The sequence below is a fragment of the Ruegeria sp. BA2 genome (assembly GCF_056539605.1).
Window position 1 is genome coordinate 1 of sequence record NZ_JBQFVE010000027.1, and the last position, 17,092, is coordinate 17,092.

A 17,092-nucleotide genomic window follows, 5' to 3' on the forward strand; every position below is an offset into this window, starting at 1 on the left:
TACTGATTGATGTTATCACTCAGATCCCACCCTCAGAGGAATTCCTGTCGCAATATGCAGCCGACGCAGTGCCGTCGTGATTCAGGGTGCCGGATGGCCAGGTTGGTTCGAAGCAGTTGGAACGATTTGCCCGCGTGTAAAGCGACCAATTCTGGACAGATCAGTGGCCTTTGCCGAGTTGGCCACCTTTGGTACTGGGGCGGCCTTGTTATCTGTGCCCATGTTCGAACGCTACACCGAACACGGCCGCCTGATACAACCCTTCAGTGAAGCCGTTAACGCTGGTAAATATTGCTTCGCCTAGCCTTCGGATCGCCCCGCAACGGATGCTATGGGTAAATTTGCAGAATGGCTGACCGCCAACGGAGCCACTGAATTAAGTGACTTCACGGACCAGAACCGCGCAAATTGATCTGCATCAATATTTGGACCGCAAACGAGAGTTATGGCGAACGGAAACAGTTTGGATGAAGTCGCGGTGACAAAAGAAAAAGTTGGCCGAGTTGTCTGGCACGATCTTTTCACGCCTGATGTGGAAGCTTCCAGGTCATTTTACGAAAGCGTGGCAGGTTGGAGCTATATTGTCGAACACGCCACAGATTTCGCATGGGGTGGCGGCCATAGAGATTTTGTCCTCGCCACTCTCGATGGAGAGGCAGGGGCCGGGATTGTTTCTCAAAATCAGGTGCTCTTTGAAGGGTGGATTCCTTATGTTGAAGTCGAAGACGTAGATCAGGCCGCCAAACTCGCCGTCAAGCTTGAAGGATCAGTAGTGAAACCTCCCTTTGAAGTTCCTGGGGTTGGTCGGAACTGCCTCTTACGTGATCCGCTTGACGCATTCTTCGGTGTATCAGTTTCGAGGCACGAATACCCTGTCCCCGCTCGTCAGTTTACGCATGAACACTACCTATCCCGTAGCGGCGTATTCCCGGACAACTTCTACCACCAAATGTTCGGATGGAATCTCTCACCTGCTAGAAACGTACCTTCGTCACAGAGAACAATTAGTCTAAAAGACGAAGTGTTTGCGATATGTGCAGCGGAACCTGCAGTTCCCAACAACAACGTGGCGTGGGCGCCGGGTGTTCGCGTCGACTTTCTCGAAAACGCGCTGAGCAAGATCAACTCAGGCCCAGGTTCCGTGCTTGCTCGTCATCAGAATAATAAAAACACTTTTGAGAAGGGTCTGGTATGCGATGCAACTGGGGTATTGTGCTGTGTCGTCGAGAATTGATGCTCGGTCGCAAGGTTCGCAGTCTATTGTTTATAACGGCATCCTCAAGTGGGTTAAAAATCTCAAATCTGACTATGGTACAAGCGTAACGCAATTCCACTTTTCCCCGTTAGAGATAATACATTTAGCGCCAGATTTCACAATCGCAGCGAAGGCAGGAAAGAGCGCTGCTAGCGAAGTGTGCGAGAACCAAACTTGAGGTTCGGGTCGGGGCGATTGCAGTTGATAGTTGTTAGAATTGTGAGCACGCAACATCCTGATGCGAAACGGCATTGTTTGGCCTTGAAAACAAGTACCGGCTATTCCAGGAAACCGTCGATGGTTGAGGCGACATCAACGGCGGTTTTCACATCGGACATGCTGGTGTTCTCAAAGGCGCCGCCGCTTTCTATACTTGGCTTGAGCAGCTCGAATATAGAAAGGACTTCCTCTTCCAGATTGGCTGGCTTTTCCTCGGACCAGCTGGCTTTGGTCTTTGCAATATCCGTCGCCAGTTTCATCAGATCAAGGCGCTGAGTTAGAGTAAGCATAGTTCGTTTCCGGGTCTGACTGCGATCTCAGAACCTTCCTACGGGCAGCCGTACGATGGGCAGAGTGAGTCACCGTTAAAATCCTGACGGCCCGACCTCAGTCCAGCGCCCCGGTTGCACGCAGTGCCTCAGTCATTTTTTGTGAGATGTCCCTAGGCACATGCCAGATCGTGTAGAGCGTCCGGATAAACCGGTCTACATCGGGAATGTTGGCCTTCAGGTCCAACAGGGTTGAACCCAGGTCGGCGTCCGGTTCCGTGTAAGGAACGCACATAAGCTCAAGCACTTCAGAGCCATTCCACATGCCACCACCGACTTTGCGCGCCGCTGACTGCGCGCCGCTGTAATCACCTTTCATGAAACAGATCAGGAACGTGCTTGCGTGGTACCAGCCGGGCGGGTTGGGGCTCAGCCCGATCGCGCGGGCGCTCAGTCTCGCGGCCTGTTCAAGATCGCCGCGTAACGCAAAGCAGGCCGCCAGATCGGCCAACATGTCCGGATAGTTCGGGTTGGCCCGCAAGGCTTTATCTGCCGCCTCTTCAAAACTCTCGAACTCGCCGCGGTGAAAATGGGTTAGGAATAAAGCGTGCTGGCCGGTGGCATTCAACGGATCCAGAGCGACCGACCGCTGTGCGGCCTCCAGCGCGCGATCAAAGGGCGGGGGGGACTTGCGAAAATTGAACCCGCCGCGCACTTCGTCGCCGTAGACAATCGCGAGCATCCCCCAGGCGCCGGCATATTCGGGATCGATCTCAACGGCGCGCTCCAGCAGGTCGCGAACTTTTCCGTGTTTTTCAGCGTTGGGTTCACGCCAGTATTCGCTGGCCAGCAACCGGCACTGATAGGCGTCCAGGGTGTGCGTCTGCGCTCTGCGTTGCACGGCGCCTGTTCGATGGATCACTCCGTGAGGTTCCGCAATTACTGTGGCGATCCGTGCGGCGATGTCGTCCTGAATTTCAAACAGGCTGTCCGCGCTCAGGTCGCGGTCATAAGTGTCGGCGAAAACCTGTTGACCGGTTTCCGCATCAATCAACTGGGCGGTCACGCGCAGCTTGTTGTTCCAATGACGTACGCTGCCTTCGACCAGATATTGGACTTCCAGTTCGCCACCGACTGCGCGCGGATCGCGGCCGCGCCCGCGAAAGCGAAAGGTGACGTGCCGGGACAACACGCTCACCTCGCGAAACCGGGCGATGGCCGAGATGATTTCCTCGGTAAACCCATCGGCCAGATATTCCTGCGACGGGTCTCCGCTCAAGTTGTCAAAGGGCATCACGGCCACCGCGACCCGTCCGGTTGGCGCCGGGGGCGTTTCGGCATCGGTCCGGCGTTCGGGGTCAAACGCGATCTCAAAAACCGGGGCGTAGGACCCCTTGGGAATATGTATTCGAACCGGGTCCTCGCGCCCTTCCTGAGCGTAATAGAGATCCAGCCGGCTGCGCATTTTATTGGCCTGAACCCGAACGATCGTGTCGATGGTGGGGTCGAAATCCTCGGGCTTGTCGAATACGTCAATGCCGATTGCATACCCTTTCAGCGTCTCGGATCGTCCGGCCAGCGCTTCGCTCACAATATGCGACAGAAAGCGGTTCAGGCGCGTGGTATCCGCGAAGTGCGGACTGACGAGGATGCGCTTCAGCTGTTCCTGAATTGCGCGCGGATCTATGGCAGAGCTTACTTCGGCAAGCATGTTTCCCTCCGTCGCCCAACTTTGTCCGATGACGGGCCGCGTCACAAGACAGCGCGGCGGTTTAACCGTGACTCACTCGGACGCGGGCCGGGGATCTGTGAGGGTCCGGGTCATGGCGCTCAAACGGGCCCCGCGAATATATGACCCATGAAAGGACTGAACCATGACAACATTTTCCGAATTCGTACAGAAAGCCAAAGACGACTATGCCCGTGTCGAGGACGAGCTAAAATCGTTCGAACAGAAGGTCAAGGACGCGGGCGACGCGACCGACAAGTGGACCCAGGAGCAGGTGACAAAGCTGCAATCCGATCTGCAAGAAGCAAAAGACAAGGTCACTGACCTTGCCGATCGCATCCAGAAAGAAGGCGAAGACGCTGTGACGGACGCGCATGATCAGGCGAAGAACCATTGGGAAGCCTTGCACGCCGCCGTTGCCGCCTATCGTGATCATCTCGACAAGTCGGTCGCCTGACCCTGATCCCGGAGGTCGACATGACTGATTCAGTTAATGAAACCGTGCCGAAACCCGCGCTCATGGAAGAGGCCGCCGGTTGGCAGCCTAGACCGGTCTGGCTGATTGTGCTCGGCGTCGCCATGCTCTGTGTAGGGCTGTGCGCCATCGCCTACCCGCTGATGTCCACGCTGGCCGTCGAAGCCTTTGTCGGCGTGGCCCTGCTGGGCGGAGGCATCGTCACAGCGATTCAGGCATTTGCGGAAAAGGCGTGGAAAGGGTTCTTCTGGCTGTTGGCCATCGGTGTTCTGAACGCGCTTGCGGGGCTTGTTCTGTTGCTTGATCCGTTCGGCGGCGTTCTGGCACTGACCCTTGCGCTTGGCGCGGTTTTTCTGGCCGAAGGTGTGTTGCGGATCGTAATTGCCATTCGGTCGCGTCAGGAGCGGCCCATGGCGCTGATGATTTCGTCCGGCGCGATGGCCATCCTGCTTGGCGGCCTGATCCTGACCGGTATCGTCAATGGCTCGTCCCTTGTTCTGCTGGGGGTTCTTGCCGGCCTGAACCTGATTTTCGCCGGTGTGTCCCTGATGTCTTTGGGGCTGTCGCAGCGGCCCTCGGCGCATGGGGGTCCACAAGCTTAAGCGTGTCCTGGCAGACCCGGAATGGCAGGGGCATCTGATGCTCCTGCTTTCCGTTTTCACAGCGCCGCTATTTTCCTTGCCAGGTGCTTGCTGCCCGAGTGTCTTCAAACAGCCAGACCATGCGGTCCAGAAACCACAGCTTCCCACCCATAACCAGCAGCAACCCCAGAAGCGTCGGCCAGAATTGAAGCTGCCAAAGCCCCCAGACCAAGGGGCCGATTCCGACCGCGCTGACTGCGGCCAGAATAAGAGGCATCCGGCGGTGCCTTGCAGGGATCGGCGATTTCGCGCGCGCAAGCCAGATCCGTTCCCCAAGTACACCTTTGGACATCCAGTTTTCCGGATTGCCCGTTTTGCGGAAGGCGCGGGGGTTCCACCATGTCCAGAATACAACAACAACGACCGGAACAAGGCACCACCAGCCCAGCCAAACCCGGCTCCAGACGGCCAGAACGAACAGGGGCGGGATGCTCAGGCGGCTCCAGCCGCTCCACGGGTTGGTGTGCCGGTCCCAGACGTCGTCGGACATCGTCATGAGCTGTTCCAGAATGCTGCGATCGGTCATCGAACCCTCTTCCGAAGCTGGATCGCAATTATGGCCGTTTCTGCCCGTGTCGGCCAGAGCGGCAGGCAACGCGCGCAGCCCTGGCCAAAGGCATCAAAGACCGGAGATATCCACATACACCCGGTAATCCGCGATCCTGTCCTCGCGAAAGTTGAACCGTGCAGCAAAGCGCACGTCGTGCGTGCTTTGGTCCTTGCGCGTATAGTGAACGGTGCCGTCGCAGAACGCAGTATCGCCGCTGGACCAGATGCCGGTGATGGTATGTTGCATACCCTGGATCGTGGCAAAGAACCCTGCGTTCGCGGCTTGCACGGCTGTGCGCCCGTCAATCTGTTCGAAATTGCCAAGCTGGAACTGCACGTCTTCGGTGACATGCTCGACAACGCCGGCTTCGTCCAGCGCGTCAACAGCGGTGTAAAGGGATGCGATCCGGGGCGCGTGGGCCGCTGTGGTGGGGGCAGTGATTTGCATGTTTTGGTTTCCTTTTCTGTTTGAAAGTTATCGGTGGGTCTAAGTCTGGTTGGCCTGTGACCGTCGGTGCAGGACCGGCGGGAGTTTCAGGTGACCGTTGGTGACGGCTAGCCCAAGGAACAGGATTGCGAGGGACCCCAGCAGCCCAAGGCCAAGAGGTTCCCGAAAGACAATTGCCCCGATTGCGATGCCGGAAAGCGTGGCAAAATAGCCGACCTGGGCGAACCCAACGCCATCCGTGCGCCGCTGTACTTCGAAGGTCAGCGCATAGCTGAGCGCAGTGATGGATCCGATGCCGAAGATTGCGCCAAGCAGGGCAGGGGGCACCGAGACGTCGCTGATTGTGGTGCCGCGTCCCAGTATCAGGGCGGAAATCAGCAACAGCTGTGACAGAAGCGTTCCGGTCGCCAGCCCCAACGGATCGCCGCCGGGCGGGTAGGCATAGCTGCGAAAGACGTTGCCGCAGGCCAGAAACAAGGGCCCCAAAAGCGACAGGGCAATCCACGCCGGCTCGACTCCCGACAGGTCAAACCCACCCATGGTGGCAAGGCTGACCCCGGCAAGGCCGATCAGAATACCAACCAGGCGGTGCAACGGCAGCATCCTGCGCGCGATCAGTGCCGTTATCGCAAAGGTAAACAGCGGTGACAGCGTGACGAGGGCGGAATAGAACCCAAGGCTCACATGCTCCAGCACCAGAAACCCGATCACAGCGGGGCCGCTGACACCGAAAACTCCGGCGCCGACATAATAGGGAATGTGCCGCGCGTTGAGCGCCACGCGCTTCTGCGACAGCAAACACAACGCCAACAGCGCGATGCTGGCCAGCAAAACCTGCCAGAACAAAGCGGTCAGAGCTGATATTCCTGCCATCGAGACGAATTTGGACAAAGTGAAACTGACCCCCACCAGGACACCGATGGCCATGATCAGCGCGGATACAGGGGATCTTCTGACAATATCAGGCATCACGCGGCCCCCATTTCCGGCACATCGGTTAAGCGCAGAGAAGCCGGGCCGATCGGGATAATTCCGCTGGGGTTGATGTGCCGATGGCTGAGGAAGTAGTGCTGACGGATATGGGCCATGTCCACAGTGTCAGCCACGCCCGGCAACCGCATGATGTCGGCCAGATAGCGGGACAGGGCAACATAGTCGCTGATGCGTTTGTAGTCGGTCTTGAAGTGGGTCACATAGACCGGGTCAAACCGCAGAAGTGTCGGAAACAGCTTCAGGTCAACCTCTGTCAGCACGTCTCCGGCTAGGAACCGGCGTTGGCCAAGCGTTTCTTCAATCGCGTCGAGGCAGGCAAAGAGCGCCGTTACGGCCTCGCCATACGCGATCTGGCTGGTTGCAAACCCGGCGCGATAGACGCCTTCGCGGATCGGTGACTGAATTTGTTCGGCGATCCGGTCGATTTCGTCGCAAAGATGGGACGGGCGAAGATCGGGTCCCGCGGTATCGGGAAACGCCGTCTGAAGCATGCGCATGATCTCGGCCGATTCGGTGCTGACGATCCGGCCTGTATCCGTGTCCAGTAGCACAGGCACGCTGATCGGACCCGTGTAATCCGGCTTGGCGTGCTGATAGACTTCGTAAAGGAAGCGGGTGCGTTCTACACCGCTTTGATCGTTGAACAGCGTCCGGTCGATGACCCAGCCGTTTTCCGACATGACCGGGTCCATCCATGTGATGCTGAACGCATTGCGTAAGCGTTTCAAAGTTAGAATCAGATCGACGCCATGACACCAGGGGCAGGCTTTGGACAGGTAAAGGTGGTACCGGCCGGGCGTGTTCGGAAACGGGGCGCCCGGTTGCACGCTGATGTGGCTCGTGAATGGGCTTTGCAGGCGGTGAAAACGACCGTCCTTGGCCGGTGGTTTATCACGCAGTATTCCGTTGATGAGCATCTTGGGCATGTCAGCCTCCGGCGTTAACAGGACATGCAGATACCTATTAGGCTTTCTATTAGATGATAATCGTGTGAATTTGAAACTTATAGGTGAGAAAAATTCGCCCAAAGGATCGCAAAACATGACTGAAATTGGCGCTATCCCCGTTTTTGTTGCTGTGGCGGACCATGGCGGGTTCGCAGCCGCCGCCCGGCATCTGGGTCTTACAAAATCAGCGGTCAGCAAGCGGATCGGCGTGCTGGAGGCCCATCTGGGAACGCAGCTCTTTCATCGGTCGACGCGGTCCATTTCCCTTACCGAGGCGGGCGAAATCTATCTGGCCCACGCGGCGCAGGCGCTTGACGCAGCGCAGGACGCCGAAGACGCAGTTGCGGCGTTGCAGGGGCAACCGGTTGGATTACTAAGGCTCAGTACACCCATGTCCTTTGGACAACTGCATGTTGCGCCTATGATTGCTGCATTCCTCAGGCAATATCCGGGGATCAGAATTGACCTGACGATGGATGACAAATTTGTCGATCTCGTCGAAGGGGGCATCGACGTGGCCTTACGCGCCGGAACGTTGCCGAACTCGGCCCTGATCGCACGCAAACTCGCCCCGATCCACAGCGTGATTGTCGCTGCGCCGGACTATCTTGCGCAGTCCGGAACGCCAGAAACACCTGAGGATCTTCTGGCGCATTCCTGCCTTCACTACGCCTATTCGCGCGACCCTTCGGAATGGCGCTTAGCCGGGCCCGCGGGTGACATGCGCGTTCAGACATCTGGTGTTCTGCGCGTGAACAACAGTGAAGCCCTGTGCACCGTGCTGCTTGACGGTCTTGGTATCGGCCGCCTGCCGACCTTTATTGCCGGAGCCCACTTGACCAGTGGCCGTCTGGTCAGGGTGCTGCCCGAGTATCGCCTGCCTGAACAGGCGCTGTACGCAGTCTTCCCTGAACGAAAGCACATGCCAGCGAAAGTTCGCGCGTTTTTGGATTTCGTCGTAGAACGCATCGGGCACGACGTGCCTTATTGGGATATGGATGCAGGTCCGCTTTAGGGGCAAGGGCCAAAGATACTCAATCAATCCGGACCGATTTGGTTGGGGAGGCTGACGTTCCTATAACCGATTAGTTCTTGGTGTTAGGTTTAAGATTGGAATATCGGTCGCATCCTCATCTTCTGCGCGCTATTATGATGCCGCTTCAAGATCTTTCACTTTCAAGCCAAGAACATGTTAGCATCTGAGTTCCAAATTGCTGATCTGCGTGTAGTCACATCATCACGCCGCCTCATTGCAAACGCGACTGAGGTCACCTTGTCGCCACGCGCAATGAGCGTTTTTAAGGTTCTTGCCCAAGCGAATAAGCAGGTCGTCTCTCGTGCCACTCTTTTAGAGACCGTTTGGCCAGATGTGATAGTCACTGATGAAAGCCTAACACAAGCAATTACCGAAATCAGGCGTGGACTTACGAATATTGGCGCTGATCGGTCATTGATCGAGACGATACCCAAGTCAGGGTATCGGTTGCGCGATCAACCGATATTCGACAAAGATGTTTCTCCATTCCCCAACTTGGATGAACTAACCCTACCACTTGACGCGTATTGCGTATTGCTTGAGGCGCAAACAACGCTCGTCAGAGGTGACGCCGACGCACCAATCATTGCGTACGAGTGCGCAAAGGAAGCTGTTGGTCTCGCACCGGATTCATCTTGGGCGCACGCAACCTGCGCGGTCATGTTAGTGCATGCGGTTCTTTATTCAGCGGCCAATCCGGAAAACATGCAGACTGCCAGTGAACACGCTGAAAGAGCAGTTGCGCTGTCCCCTCAAAATTCTCTGGCGCATGCTGCCCATGGGTTTACGATGGGTGCATTCGAAGGTGGTTCCGGCGCATACACAGCTTTGGCAAAGGGCCTGGCGCATTCAGACAAAAGTGGTGAAGCCCATTACCTTGCTGCACGGGTCGCATTTGTGGCAGGCGACTACCGCAATGCCGCAAACTTGGCCCTTCGATCTTCTGAACTTGTCCCGGATCCGTCTAGACCGCTTTTTCTGGCGGCGCGCGCCGCCTTTTTTCTCGATGTCGCTCAGGCATCGGCAATCGCGAAGCGTTGCGTTAGGGCTTTGGAGAGACGGCTTTCTGAGGATTCCGACGAGCCGCGATCACGATATACACTTGGCCCGGCACTCGCGCTTGCGGGGGAACCAGAACGAGCGTGGAGCCTCCTTTCAAAGCCACGCTTCACTCAGTCAATTTGCTTGATTCACGACTTCTTTGGCTATGCACTTTTGCAAGATGAGACGCGTGCATTGGATGCGCTCGAAAACGCCCTTGATGAGGGATTTCGGCATGGCCGCTGGCTGCAACAAGAGCCCATGGTTACTGGGTTGCGGACCAACCGAAGGTTTCAACGCCTCGCGGCTCCGATTGCTGCGGCCTAAAACAGCGTACGCTTCTGCAGAAGGATTCGTCCTGGGAGCTATTGCAAGCCATCTGAGCTTACCTATGAACTTCCGCCGAACGAACCTGTGATACTGTCCAGCAAGTGCACTTGTTTCAGATTTGCTATTATTAGAAATCCCACATTTTGCGCTTTGCTTCTCTTCGGGCTTGGCCTTTGGATAGACCGATGTCGCGTAGCGCGTGATCATCAAGGTTCTTCAGCGCGTTTCGCTGTCGACGCACCTTAAGCGCATGGCGAAAGCGCCGAAGAAAACTTGATCTGTGTTGAGCCGATCGCCCTGCTTGGGGTCTTGCATTATCCATCTAATGAGCTCCTTCGGGTTTTCTTCGAGTTACCCATAGAAGGTGCTTGGTAGGTGCCAATAAGACCTGAAACTGTGCTGAATAACTTCTGAAACTCGACCCAAATCAAACTTCAGGATGCTCATTCGACCTGTTCAGAGTTTCTTGAAGTAACGCGCAACCGGCCATTGTTCGAACCCAAACGTTTCATAGATACGACGTGCAGGTAGATGAGCGCTGCCGCCAATCGTCTCGACCATAACCATCGACAGGCCCAATGCTGAGAAGTGCTTCTCTGCAAAAAGCATCATGCGCTTGGCAATACCACGTCTTTGGTGATCAGGGTCGACAGCGATGATCGCGATCTCTCCCATCCGATCCTCTGGACGAACACGCAGCCCGATGAAGCCGACGACAACCCGATCAGCCTGCGCGACCCAGACATTGTGGGGTTCAGTGTCCAGCAAGTCGCCGACATCGTATCGTTGTCTGACCCGCCATCCATCGGGGTAGAATGCGTCGAAAACGAAATCCGGTACTTCCTCGGCAGTCCTGTCCAATACACCGGTCCAAGCCCGCAGCGCGAGATGAACCACTTGGCTCCTGTAACAGGCGTCATATTGAACTATTTGGATCTGGGTCATGAAAGCATCATTTGTTCCGTAAATCGCGTCGTAGACTATCTGGATCGCAACGATCGTGCCTCTACGGTAAGAACCGCCAACACAATCGCGCACAAGATAATTGCAACACTTGGTGGGTTAAAATGCGATCCCTGAACGGGGAACATCATCCAACTGACATTGCTCATAGCGTGAAAGAGCGACGCCGAGAATACGCTGTAACCACCGCGGACATAGAGCCATAAGATGAGAATTCGGCGCGCGAACGAGCCCAAGGCCCACCACCAGATCCAATCCCATGTCCGTCCAACTTGGATCAGGGGGATGATGTGCCAGAGGACTGTAACAACCCCAAGTATTGATCCCGCCAAAACCCACCCATGGTGGGTGCACAAAGACCGCGTAGCAAAGGCGGTCCACCCCAATTCTTCAGCCATGGCGGCAATCAGGAACACCCCAAAAAGAAGCAAGACTTGGGATGGGTCTATTTGTTGTGCAGGTAAGTCTTGCCCGCCAAGATTAAGCCAAACACCCGATCCTATCATAACCGCAGGCATAGTCCCCAGAGACACACCCCAGGCCCGAAGCGTCATCTTATTGCAGTCGATCAATCGCATGAGAAACTGGTATACTGCCCGAAGTCGACCTTCCTTGAACACGAGCAGGAGTGCGGCCACAGCGGGTGCCAGCACCATCAAGGCGCTTGAAGGCAGACCAGGTAGTATTGGATCTTCCGTAATACTGCCCAGAACCCAAAACGGAACAGAAAGCGCGAACGTCAGCGCAAAGAAGCCATACGTGGGTGTGGGCATCATTCTGTATCTGTCCCATTGGTAGGTCGGACAAACCTCTGCCGGTAGAGGATGAGTTGATGCAAAACGCCCGAGGTCTCGCCAAAGCGTTCAAATCCACAGGCCATAAGCATTCGATGTGAGTCCGCGTTTGGCGCATCCACGGCGGCTGCGAGCCCGGTCAGCTTCAAGTCATCGCGTGCATATTGGATCAGCGCGGTCAAGGTCGCCCGCGCCAATCCCTGACCCCAGGCCCTTGGCTCGAGCGCGATAGTTGGCTCAATCCTGTCAGCCATCTCAGCATCGCTTTGGTGTGGGCCTGCGACTGGTGTCAGACCCGCCAGTCCAACCGCGCCAAGGGTTTCTGTTTCGATTACCCAAAGACCCAAACCATGGGCTTCAAATTTTTCGTTTTCAGACAACCAAGCAGCAACTTCAATCTCAGTAAGAACCTTGTCATCGCAAAGATACCTGCGCACCTCTGGCAGATTTAGAAGTCCCCGCAAAAAGCCGGCATCAGCCCTGCTCACTGGCCGCAACCAGCCACGGTGGAATCTAAGAACAGGTAACATCGGTTCTGCTTGGTCTGGTTCAAATTGTGCTTGGTGCGCGCCTTTGTGAAGCGCGCACCGCTTTGTCAGGATGTGGCCTTGGGAAGCGCAGGATCACTGCCCCATTCTGCCCACGACCTATGATACACCCGCACACGCGGGAACCCCATAAGGCGCAGAGCAACGTAGCTATGTGCTGATGCGAGCCCATTTTGACAGTGCATAATGACGTCGTTCTCAGAAGTCACACCATTGTCCTCAAAATGCGCTAACAGCTCTTCCGTTGGTAGAAAATGCCTGTTTTCCCCAAGGTTTTTGGCCCATGGGATGTTGACCGCCCAAGGTACATGGCCTTCGTCAAACATCTTGGTGGGACGAACGTCGATCAACACCGCGTCTGAAGCATTGCGGTGGTTCAGAACATCCGCAGCCGATGCATGGCGTCGCGGGCTAAGCGCCGCTTGAAAAACCGCGGTGTCATATGGCTCGGGATCGGTGGATGCCGTTCCGCCGACCTCCAGCCACGACGACCAACCACCGTTCAGCACAGCGACGTCGCGATGACCCATATACTCCATCAACCACAGCATGCGCGCGGCGTGGAAGCCGCCCCGATCGTCGTAAAAGACAATCCTGCGGTCGGCAGATATGCCTATATTGCCCAGCAGTGCTTCGATATCGGCAAAACTCTGCAACGCTCCAGGAACGGGGCTTTGTTTTGCCACCACGGCGTTTGGATCAAGATGCCGCGCACCTGGAACGTGGCCCGCGTCGTATTCTTCGAGGGGGCGCACGTCGACCAACACAAAGTCCACATCTGGCGTGGATGACAGGGTTTTGGCCAGGTCTTCCGGTTCAACCAAAAGGCTCGGGTTTGCATACTCTTGCGTCATTGCACGGCCGAGTTTTGGGATGGCCAGGACTGTCGTGCTCAGAGCAAGAGCACCGAAGGCTCTGCGGCTCAGTTTCGGTTCCATAAGTCTTCTCCAAAGTCTTTCGTTAAAGGGGCATTTCCACAAGACGGAGGTACGGCACAGGTGCCTTCCAGCCATCTGGGTACCGCTTGCGTGCTTCCTCATCCGAAACGGATGGGACGATCACGACATCTTCGCCCTGCTTCCAGTTTGCGGGTGTCGCCAGCTGCTGACGTGCGGTCAGTTGCAGGCTGTCGATAACACGCAGCACTTCGTTGAAATCGCGCCCGGTGGTCATCGGGTAAGAGATCGTCAGTTTGATTTTCTTGTCGGGACCAATGATGAACAACGTTCGTGCTGTTGCGTTGTCCATTGCAGTTCTGGCCCCGGCTGACCCGCCCGTGTCCGCAGGCAACATGCCGTACAGCTTGGCAATCTTCAGATCGCTGTCGCCAACCAAAGGGTAGTTCGGCGCTTGTCCTGTTGCCGAGCAAATGTCCTCGGCCCAGCGTTCGTGTTCTTCGACCGGGTCTATCGACAGGCCGATAATCTTGACCCCGCGGCGTTCGAAATCGGCCTTCATGCGCGCCACGACACCCAGTTCGGTTGTGCAAACCGGAGTAAAGTCCTTTGGGTGCGAGAACAGAACGCACCAGCTGTCTCCGATCCAATTGTGGAAATGGATCATGCCTTCGGTTGAATTGGCCAGAAAATTCGGCGCTTCGCTGTTGATCGCCAGAGGCATCTTTCTTCCTTCCTAAATCTCTTGTCAGAATTTGCCCGACGAAACGGGCCGGTTCCGGTCACCTAAACGCGGCGCCGCATCGATACCTGAAAGAAATCTGAAGGAGTTCTGAAACGTGTCTCAAGCCGCTTTGAGGCTGTCGCGCATCCGTGTGAACCGGCGATCCGATGACAAGGATACGAATGCTGGATCGACAAAGAGCCAATCCAGATCCCGCCAACCGTGGTCGAACAGTTCCTCGAGCGTCAAGATTGCCCGATCTCTTTCCCCTATCGTCGACAGCGCGGACGCCAGATAAACGGCTTGCGCGCTGCCAGTCGTGTCAATCGATTCAATTGTGGCAAACGCGGATGCGTTCTCGCCAAGCAACGCCATCGCACATGCGATCGCCACAAGGGCCCGTGTGTCCGATGGGTCGGCCTCAAATCGGTGCCTGGCGCGCACCAGAACGCGTTCCGCATTGCGCCGACAGCGCTCAGGCTCGCGCACAGACGACAACTGGGCTGCATGGAGATAGCCCTTGATGTTCGCCGGTTCCAGATTGCCAACCTGTTCAAAGAACCTGATGGCAGGGCGAAGACGTCGGCGCGACATCAGGAACCAGGCCGCAAAGTGGTAGGCCGAAGCGCAATATGGGTCTGAGGCCAAAGCCCGCTGATGGGCGGCCTCTGCCGCGTCCCAATGGCCCGCCGAACTGTGGGCATACCCTAATGCGGAATGGGCTGGCGCAGAGGTTGGGGCAACCCGAACGGCAAACTGCGCGTCGCATAGCGCTTGGGGCAGCGTGTTGCGTCCCTCGGACCAGTACAGGTGCGACCGGATGAGGGCGACAGCGCGCTCCGTGCGGATTTCGGATGAGTTTGGAGAGAGGTCTATAGCCTCGGCCGTTAGGGTCTCAGCATGCTGAATGGCACCGGGTCCGCAACGCACGAGCTCATCCCTGGCCTCCAGACAAAGGGCTCTGGCCTCCAGCCCCGATGTATCCAGTTCCGTTAACTCGAAACCATCACGTGCCCGTTCGCGTACCGGCCGCGTCAAGCGGTAGCCGCCGCGCGGCACGGTCGCGACGATGTCACGGTCCCTCAAGACACGGCGAAGCTCGGAAACGACCTGAGTCAGGCTTTCGTCGCTTACAAACACGTTGGGCCAAATTTGTTCCAGAAGCTGGTCGCGCAATACCACCGCGCCTTCCGCCTGTGCCAAGATTTGCAGTAGCTTGATTGCCCGAGGCGAAAGCTGTCTTTTCTCGCCCCCGCGTGTCGCCGTTCTTGCGGCTACGTCCACACGCCAATCATCGATCAATAGTTGCATTAAATTCACCAGAATAAATTTGGCAGAATATGCGCGCGCATATTGCTAGACAAAAGTCGAGAATACCTCACCCAAGAGAGGTATTTAAACAATTTCTTGTGATGCCGGACGAAGCCACTGGGAAGGCAAGCGATTTCCAACTCTGGGTCGAGCAAATGGGGGCGGGTATTCAGTACCCCGAAATGCTCTGCGAATACCGAGTAACGAAGCGGCACGGGGTTTCTCGACCAGAAAAAATGGATTCGCCATACTTTTGGCATCATTTTCCAAGACGCAAAGTGAACGGGGCATCATATTGGGCCGACGGTCATTGAATGTCCGCCGATGGGCTTGAGTTCAGAATGCATAACTTGAAGCCCGGACTGATGCTGCGCTTTCTCTGATATTGACTGATCGCCAAGCGGGTGTATTCGGCTTCTTGCTGCGCTTAGAACGCATCTCCGAACGCTAGGCTTCGATCGGCCTGTCGGGTAGTCCAATCGCTTCTCGAATGTCTTCGGGCAACTTTAAGTCCGGTGCCAGCACGTCTACCTTGCCGGACGCGGTTTCCGCCGCGAATGCGGCTTCAACTGCTTCGTGGGTTTTGCCGGATTCCCTTAGGACCCAGGCTTTGACAAGCCAGAAATGCTGACAAGATGGCCGTAATTCGGTCGCTTCCGTTATTGCTGAAAGTGCCAGTTCAGCCTGTCCGTTCATCATTCGCGCAACGGCAAGCGGATAAAGACGGTAGGGTAGATAGGGATCGTCTTCGGAACGACTGACCGCCTCTGCGAAATATTTTGAGGCGATTTCCCAGTTTCCGACGATGAGCTCGAGGTAACCACGTGCCTCCATTCCAAGCTCATAGCCAGGATTAAGTTGCGTCAGGCGTTCTACGTCCTTTCTTGCCCCGTCAACGTCACCTATGAGGCGTGCACGTATTAGCGCGCGAACATACCAAGGGTAATCGGACCGCGGCGAAAGCTGAACAGCTGTGTAAGAGCATTCCTGAATGCGTTTCAGTAGATCCGCATCAGCGCTCCTGTAGTACGCCGCCAGCACACACAACTGTGCCTCGCTCCACATTGCAAGCCCAGATGCGTTTCGCGGATCGAGGCGAAGCGCGCGCTCCAAAAGGTCGATTGCACGAAAACAGTCCGCAATCGTGGTGCGGTAGACAAGCATCGCAGCACGAGTCCTCAATTCGCTGGAGCTCAACTGATCATCAGCCAATTTTGCCAGTCTTTCACCGTCAAAGGCATTGATCTGAAGCCGCAACGCGTCCGAGAGCTGTTCAGCGGCCCGGTCTGTTACCTCAAACAGATCCTGCGCATCTCCTTCGAATACCCGCGACCATGTAACTTGCCCGTCGCTGCGGCGGACAAGACTGGCTGTGATCCTTGCAGCCGTTGCACGGGTGCGAAGCCGGCACCTAAGACTGTAGGTTGCTTCAGAGTTGACAGACTCGTCTGCGGCAAGAACTCTTACTCCGGTACGTCGCGACAGATTGTGGACAAGTTGGTCTTGTAAATCAGCCCCGGCTTCAAGTGTCTCGCGGGTTTCTGGTGCTGTTTTGACATCTTCGACCGCAATTACGGGCACAGCATCAATGCGTGTAGTCTGAAGTTTGGTCGGTCGCCATTGAAACCCGGTTACTGGATGCGCGACATTCTTGAGTTCAAATGTACCTGCGTCGCTAAAGCCCTTTGCAAGCCGGTCATCCAACTGCCTGCGCAGATCCTCTGAAATCATTAAGCCGCCTGGCGGGGCCTCTGTCTGGAGGCGCGCGGTAATGTTTATGCCGGCACCGTACATATCTGCATCATCCTCAACAATTTCTCCGAGATGAGCGGCAAGACCACGTTCTACCGCTGGTGTGCCCGCTATGAGGCGTTTGGTGAAGCGGGGCTTGAAAATCGCCGTCCACACCCCGGCCGGGTCTGGA

20 protein-coding genes are annotated in these 17,092 nt (G+C 56.3%); 6 read left to right on the plus strand and 14 right to left on the minus strand.

The window, feature by feature from the left end; genetic code table 11:
- The first annotated feature begins 445 nt into the window (after positions 1 to 445).
- Entirely contained in the window at positions 446 to 1,234 is a 789-nt protein-coding gene (locus tag ACR0NN_RS24920) for a VOC family protein (protein ID WP_170687541.1), read from the plus strand.
- Positions 1,235 to 1,533: 299 nt separating this feature from the next.
- On the opposite strand, the gene ACR0NN_RS24925 is transcribed toward ACR0NN_RS24920, so the two are convergent.
- Together ACR0NN_RS24925 and ACR0NN_RS24930 are read right to left on the minus strand one after the other, a co-directional pair.
- Positions 1,534 to 1,764: a hypothetical protein gene (locus ACR0NN_RS24925; protein ID WP_170728004.1), complete on the minus strand. Its 231-nt coding sequence runs from the start codon at positions 1,762 to 1,764 to the stop codon at positions 1,534 to 1,536.
- A 97-nt stretch (positions 1,765 to 1,861) separates the two neighbouring features.
- The gene (locus ACR0NN_RS24930) at positions 1,862 to 3,454 is read right to left on the minus strand and encodes a tetratricopeptide repeat protein (protein ID WP_480685831.1); all 1,593 of its coding nucleotides are present in this window, start codon (positions 3,452 to 3,454) and stop codon (positions 1,862 to 1,864) included.
- A 163-nt stretch (positions 3,455 to 3,617) separates the two neighbouring features.
- Between ACR0NN_RS24930 and ACR0NN_RS24935 the strand changes: the two genes are divergently transcribed.
- Complete coding sequence (locus ACR0NN_RS24935; RefSeq protein ID WP_170347612.1) at positions 3,618 to 3,929, plus strand: hypothetical protein; 312 nt, start codon at positions 3,618 to 3,620, stop codon at positions 3,927 to 3,929.
- A gap of 20 nt (positions 3,930 to 3,949) precedes the next feature.
- The gene (locus ACR0NN_RS24940) at positions 3,950 to 4,549 is read left to right on the plus strand and encodes an HdeD family acid-resistance protein (protein WP_170687543.1); all 600 of its coding nucleotides are present in this window, start codon (positions 3,950 to 3,952) and stop codon (positions 4,547 to 4,549) included.
- 67 nt (positions 4,550 to 4,616) lie between these two features.
- On the opposite strand, the gene ACR0NN_RS24945 is transcribed toward ACR0NN_RS24940, so the two are convergent.
- From ACR0NN_RS24945 to ACR0NN_RS24960, 4 genes are all read right to left on the minus strand, one after another.
- Positions 4,617 to 5,114 carry a DUF6653 family protein gene (locus ACR0NN_RS24945; RefSeq protein ID WP_170683958.1) on the minus strand — a complete coding sequence of 166 codons (498 nt, stop codon included), beginning with the start codon at positions 5,112 to 5,114 and terminating at the stop codon, positions 4,617 to 4,619.
- A 93-nt stretch (positions 5,115 to 5,207) separates the two neighbouring features.
- Positions 5,208 to 5,585, minus strand: a complete 378-nt coding sequence (locus ACR0NN_RS24950; protein ID WP_170511100.1) for a nuclear transport factor 2 family protein — start codon at positions 5,583 to 5,585, stop codon at positions 5,208 to 5,210.
- 39 nt (positions 5,586 to 5,624) lie between these two features.
- Positions 5,625 to 6,554, minus strand: coding sequence for a DMT family transporter (locus tag ACR0NN_RS24955; RefSeq protein WP_170687544.1), 930 nt, complete (start codon positions 6,552 to 6,554; stop codon positions 5,625 to 5,627).
- Positions 6,554 to 7,504: a glutathione S-transferase C-terminal domain-containing protein gene (locus tag ACR0NN_RS24960; protein WP_170728003.1), complete on the minus strand. Its 951-nt coding sequence runs from the start codon at positions 7,502 to 7,504 to the stop codon at positions 6,554 to 6,556. Before ACR0NN_RS24960 ends, ACR0NN_RS24955 begins: the two co-directional genes overlap by 1 nt.
- A gap of 115 nt (positions 7,505 to 7,619) precedes the next feature.
- Between ACR0NN_RS24960 and ACR0NN_RS24965 the strand changes: the two genes are divergently transcribed.
- Together ACR0NN_RS24965 and ACR0NN_RS24970 are read left to right on the plus strand one after the other, a co-directional pair.
- Positions 7,620 to 8,540 (plus strand): LysR family transcriptional regulator, encoded by a 921-nt coding sequence (locus ACR0NN_RS24965; protein WP_170687546.1) that lies wholly within the window; start codon positions 7,620 to 7,622, stop codon positions 8,538 to 8,540.
- A 174-nt stretch (positions 8,541 to 8,714) separates the two neighbouring features.
- On the plus strand, positions 8,715 to 9,929 hold the full coding sequence (locus ACR0NN_RS24970; RefSeq protein WP_480685835.1) for a winged helix-turn-helix domain-containing protein: 1,215 nt from the start codon (positions 8,715 to 8,717) through the stop codon (positions 9,927 to 9,929).
- A 130-nt stretch (positions 9,930 to 10,059) separates the two neighbouring features.
- On the opposite strand, the gene ACR0NN_RS24975 is transcribed toward ACR0NN_RS24970, so the two are convergent.
- The 8 genes from ACR0NN_RS24975 to ACR0NN_RS25010 all read right to left on the minus strand — a co-directional run bounded on the left by ACR0NN_RS24975 (position 10,060) and on the right by ACR0NN_RS25010 (position 16,899).
- Complete coding sequence (locus tag ACR0NN_RS24975; RefSeq protein WP_170728002.1) at positions 10,060 to 10,254, minus strand: YjiS-like domain-containing protein; 195 nt, start codon at positions 10,252 to 10,254, stop codon at positions 10,060 to 10,062.
- Positions 10,255 to 10,388: 134 nt separating this feature from the next.
- The gene (locus ACR0NN_RS24980) at positions 10,389 to 10,877 is read right to left on the minus strand and encodes a GNAT family N-acetyltransferase (protein WP_170728001.1); all 489 of its coding nucleotides are present in this window, start codon (positions 10,875 to 10,877) and stop codon (positions 10,389 to 10,391) included.
- A 35-nt stretch (positions 10,878 to 10,912) separates the two neighbouring features.
- Entirely contained in the window at positions 10,913 to 11,671 is a 759-nt protein-coding gene (locus ACR0NN_RS24985; RefSeq protein WP_480685837.1) for a CPBP family glutamic-type intramembrane protease, read from the minus strand.
- The gene (locus ACR0NN_RS24990; protein WP_170687551.1) at positions 11,668 to 12,219 is read right to left on the minus strand and encodes a GNAT family N-acetyltransferase; all 552 of its coding nucleotides are present in this window, start codon (positions 12,217 to 12,219) and stop codon (positions 11,668 to 11,670) included. Before ACR0NN_RS24990 ends, ACR0NN_RS24985 begins: the two co-directional genes overlap by 4 nt.
- A gap of 65 nt (positions 12,220 to 12,284) precedes the next feature.
- Positions 12,285 to 13,175, minus strand: a complete 891-nt coding sequence (locus ACR0NN_RS24995; protein ID WP_170727999.1) for a sulfurtransferase — start codon at positions 13,173 to 13,175, stop codon at positions 12,285 to 12,287.
- A 22-nt stretch (positions 13,176 to 13,197) separates the two neighbouring features.
- Positions 13,198 to 13,857, minus strand: coding sequence for a peroxiredoxin (locus ACR0NN_RS25000; protein ID WP_170727998.1), 660 nt, complete (start codon positions 13,855 to 13,857; stop codon positions 13,198 to 13,200).
- 120 nt (positions 13,858 to 13,977) lie between these two features.
- Complete coding sequence (locus tag ACR0NN_RS25005; protein WP_170687554.1) at positions 13,978 to 15,168, minus strand: winged helix-turn-helix domain-containing protein; 1,191 nt, start codon at positions 15,166 to 15,168, stop codon at positions 13,978 to 13,980.
- Between the two features lie 447 nt (positions 15,169 to 15,615).
- Positions 15,616 to 16,899: a tetratricopeptide repeat protein gene (locus tag ACR0NN_RS25010; protein WP_480685840.1), complete on the minus strand. Its 1,284-nt coding sequence runs from the start codon at positions 16,897 to 16,899 to the stop codon at positions 15,616 to 15,618.
- Positions 16,900 to 16,992: 93 nt separating this feature from the next.
- Between ACR0NN_RS25010 and ACR0NN_RS25015 the strand changes: the two genes are divergently transcribed.
- A partial coding sequence (locus tag ACR0NN_RS25015) for a helix-turn-helix domain-containing protein (RefSeq protein ID WP_480685841.1) occupies positions 16,993 to 17,092 on the plus strand: 100 nt, incomplete at its 3' end.

Excerpts from the sequence above, each read along its gene's own strand:
- ACR0NN_RS24995 (WP_170727999.1), bottom strand. The coding sequence starts at position 13,175 with ATGGAACCGAAACTGAGCCGCAGAGCCTTCGGTGCTCTTGCTCTGAGC.
- ACR0NN_RS24920 (WP_170687541.1), top strand. The coding sequence starts at position 446 with ATGGCGAACGGAAACAGTTTGGATGAAGTCGCGGTGACAAAAGAAAAA.
- ACR0NN_RS24980 (WP_170728001.1), bottom strand. The coding sequence starts at position 10,877 with ATGACCCAGATCCAAATAGTTCAATATGACGCCTGTTACAGGAGCCAA.
- ACR0NN_RS24990 (WP_170687551.1), bottom strand. The coding sequence starts at position 12,219 with ATGTTACCTGTTCTTAGATTCCACCGTGGCTGGTTGCGGCCAGTGAGC.
- ACR0NN_RS24975 (WP_170728002.1), bottom strand. The coding sequence starts at position 10,254 with ATGGATAATGCAAGACCCCAAGCAGGGCGATCGGCTCAACACAGATCA.
- ACR0NN_RS24925 (WP_170728004.1), bottom strand. The coding sequence starts at position 1,764 with ATGCTTACTCTAACTCAGCGCCTTGATCTGATGAAACTGGCGACGGAT.
- ACR0NN_RS24970 (WP_480685835.1), top strand. The coding sequence starts at position 8,715 with ATGTTAGCATCTGAGTTCCAAATTGCTGATCTGCGTGTAGTCACATCA.
- ACR0NN_RS24945 (WP_170683958.1), bottom strand. The coding sequence starts at position 5,114 with ATGACCGATCGCAGCATTCTGGAACAGCTCATGACGATGTCCGACGAC.
- ACR0NN_RS25000 (WP_170727998.1), bottom strand. The coding sequence starts at position 13,857 with ATGCCTCTGGCGATCAACAGCGAAGCGCCGAATTTTCTGGCCAATTCA.
- ACR0NN_RS24985 (WP_480685837.1), bottom strand. The coding sequence starts at position 11,671 with ATGATGCCCACACCCACGTATGGCTTCTTTGCGCTGACGTTCGCGCTT.
- ACR0NN_RS24930 (WP_480685831.1), bottom strand. The coding sequence starts at position 3,454 with ATGCTTGCCGAAGTAAGCTCTGCCATAGATCCGCGCGCAATTCAGGAA.
- ACR0NN_RS24935 (WP_170347612.1), top strand. The coding sequence starts at position 3,618 with ATGACAACATTTTCCGAATTCGTACAGAAAGCCAAAGACGACTATGCC.
- ACR0NN_RS25010 (WP_480685840.1), bottom strand. The coding sequence starts at position 16,899 with ATGATTTCAGAGGATCTGCGCAGGCAGTTGGATGACCGGCTTGCAAAG.
- ACR0NN_RS24950 (WP_170511100.1), bottom strand. The coding sequence starts at position 5,585 with ATGCAAATCACTGCCCCCACCACAGCGGCCCACGCGCCCCGGATCGCA.
- ACR0NN_RS24965 (WP_170687546.1), top strand. The coding sequence starts at position 7,620 with ATGACTGAAATTGGCGCTATCCCCGTTTTTGTTGCTGTGGCGGACCAT.
- ACR0NN_RS24960 (WP_170728003.1), bottom strand. The coding sequence starts at position 7,504 with ATGCCCAAGATGCTCATCAACGGAATACTGCGTGATAAACCACCGGCC.
- ACR0NN_RS24940 (WP_170687543.1), top strand. The coding sequence starts at position 3,950 with ATGACTGATTCAGTTAATGAAACCGTGCCGAAACCCGCGCTCATGGAA.
- ACR0NN_RS24955 (WP_170687544.1), bottom strand. The coding sequence starts at position 6,554 with ATGCCTGATATTGTCAGAAGATCCCCTGTATCCGCGCTGATCATGGCC.
- ACR0NN_RS25005 (WP_170687554.1), bottom strand. The coding sequence starts at position 15,168 with ATGCAACTATTGATCGATGATTGGCGTGTGGACGTAGCCGCAAGAACG.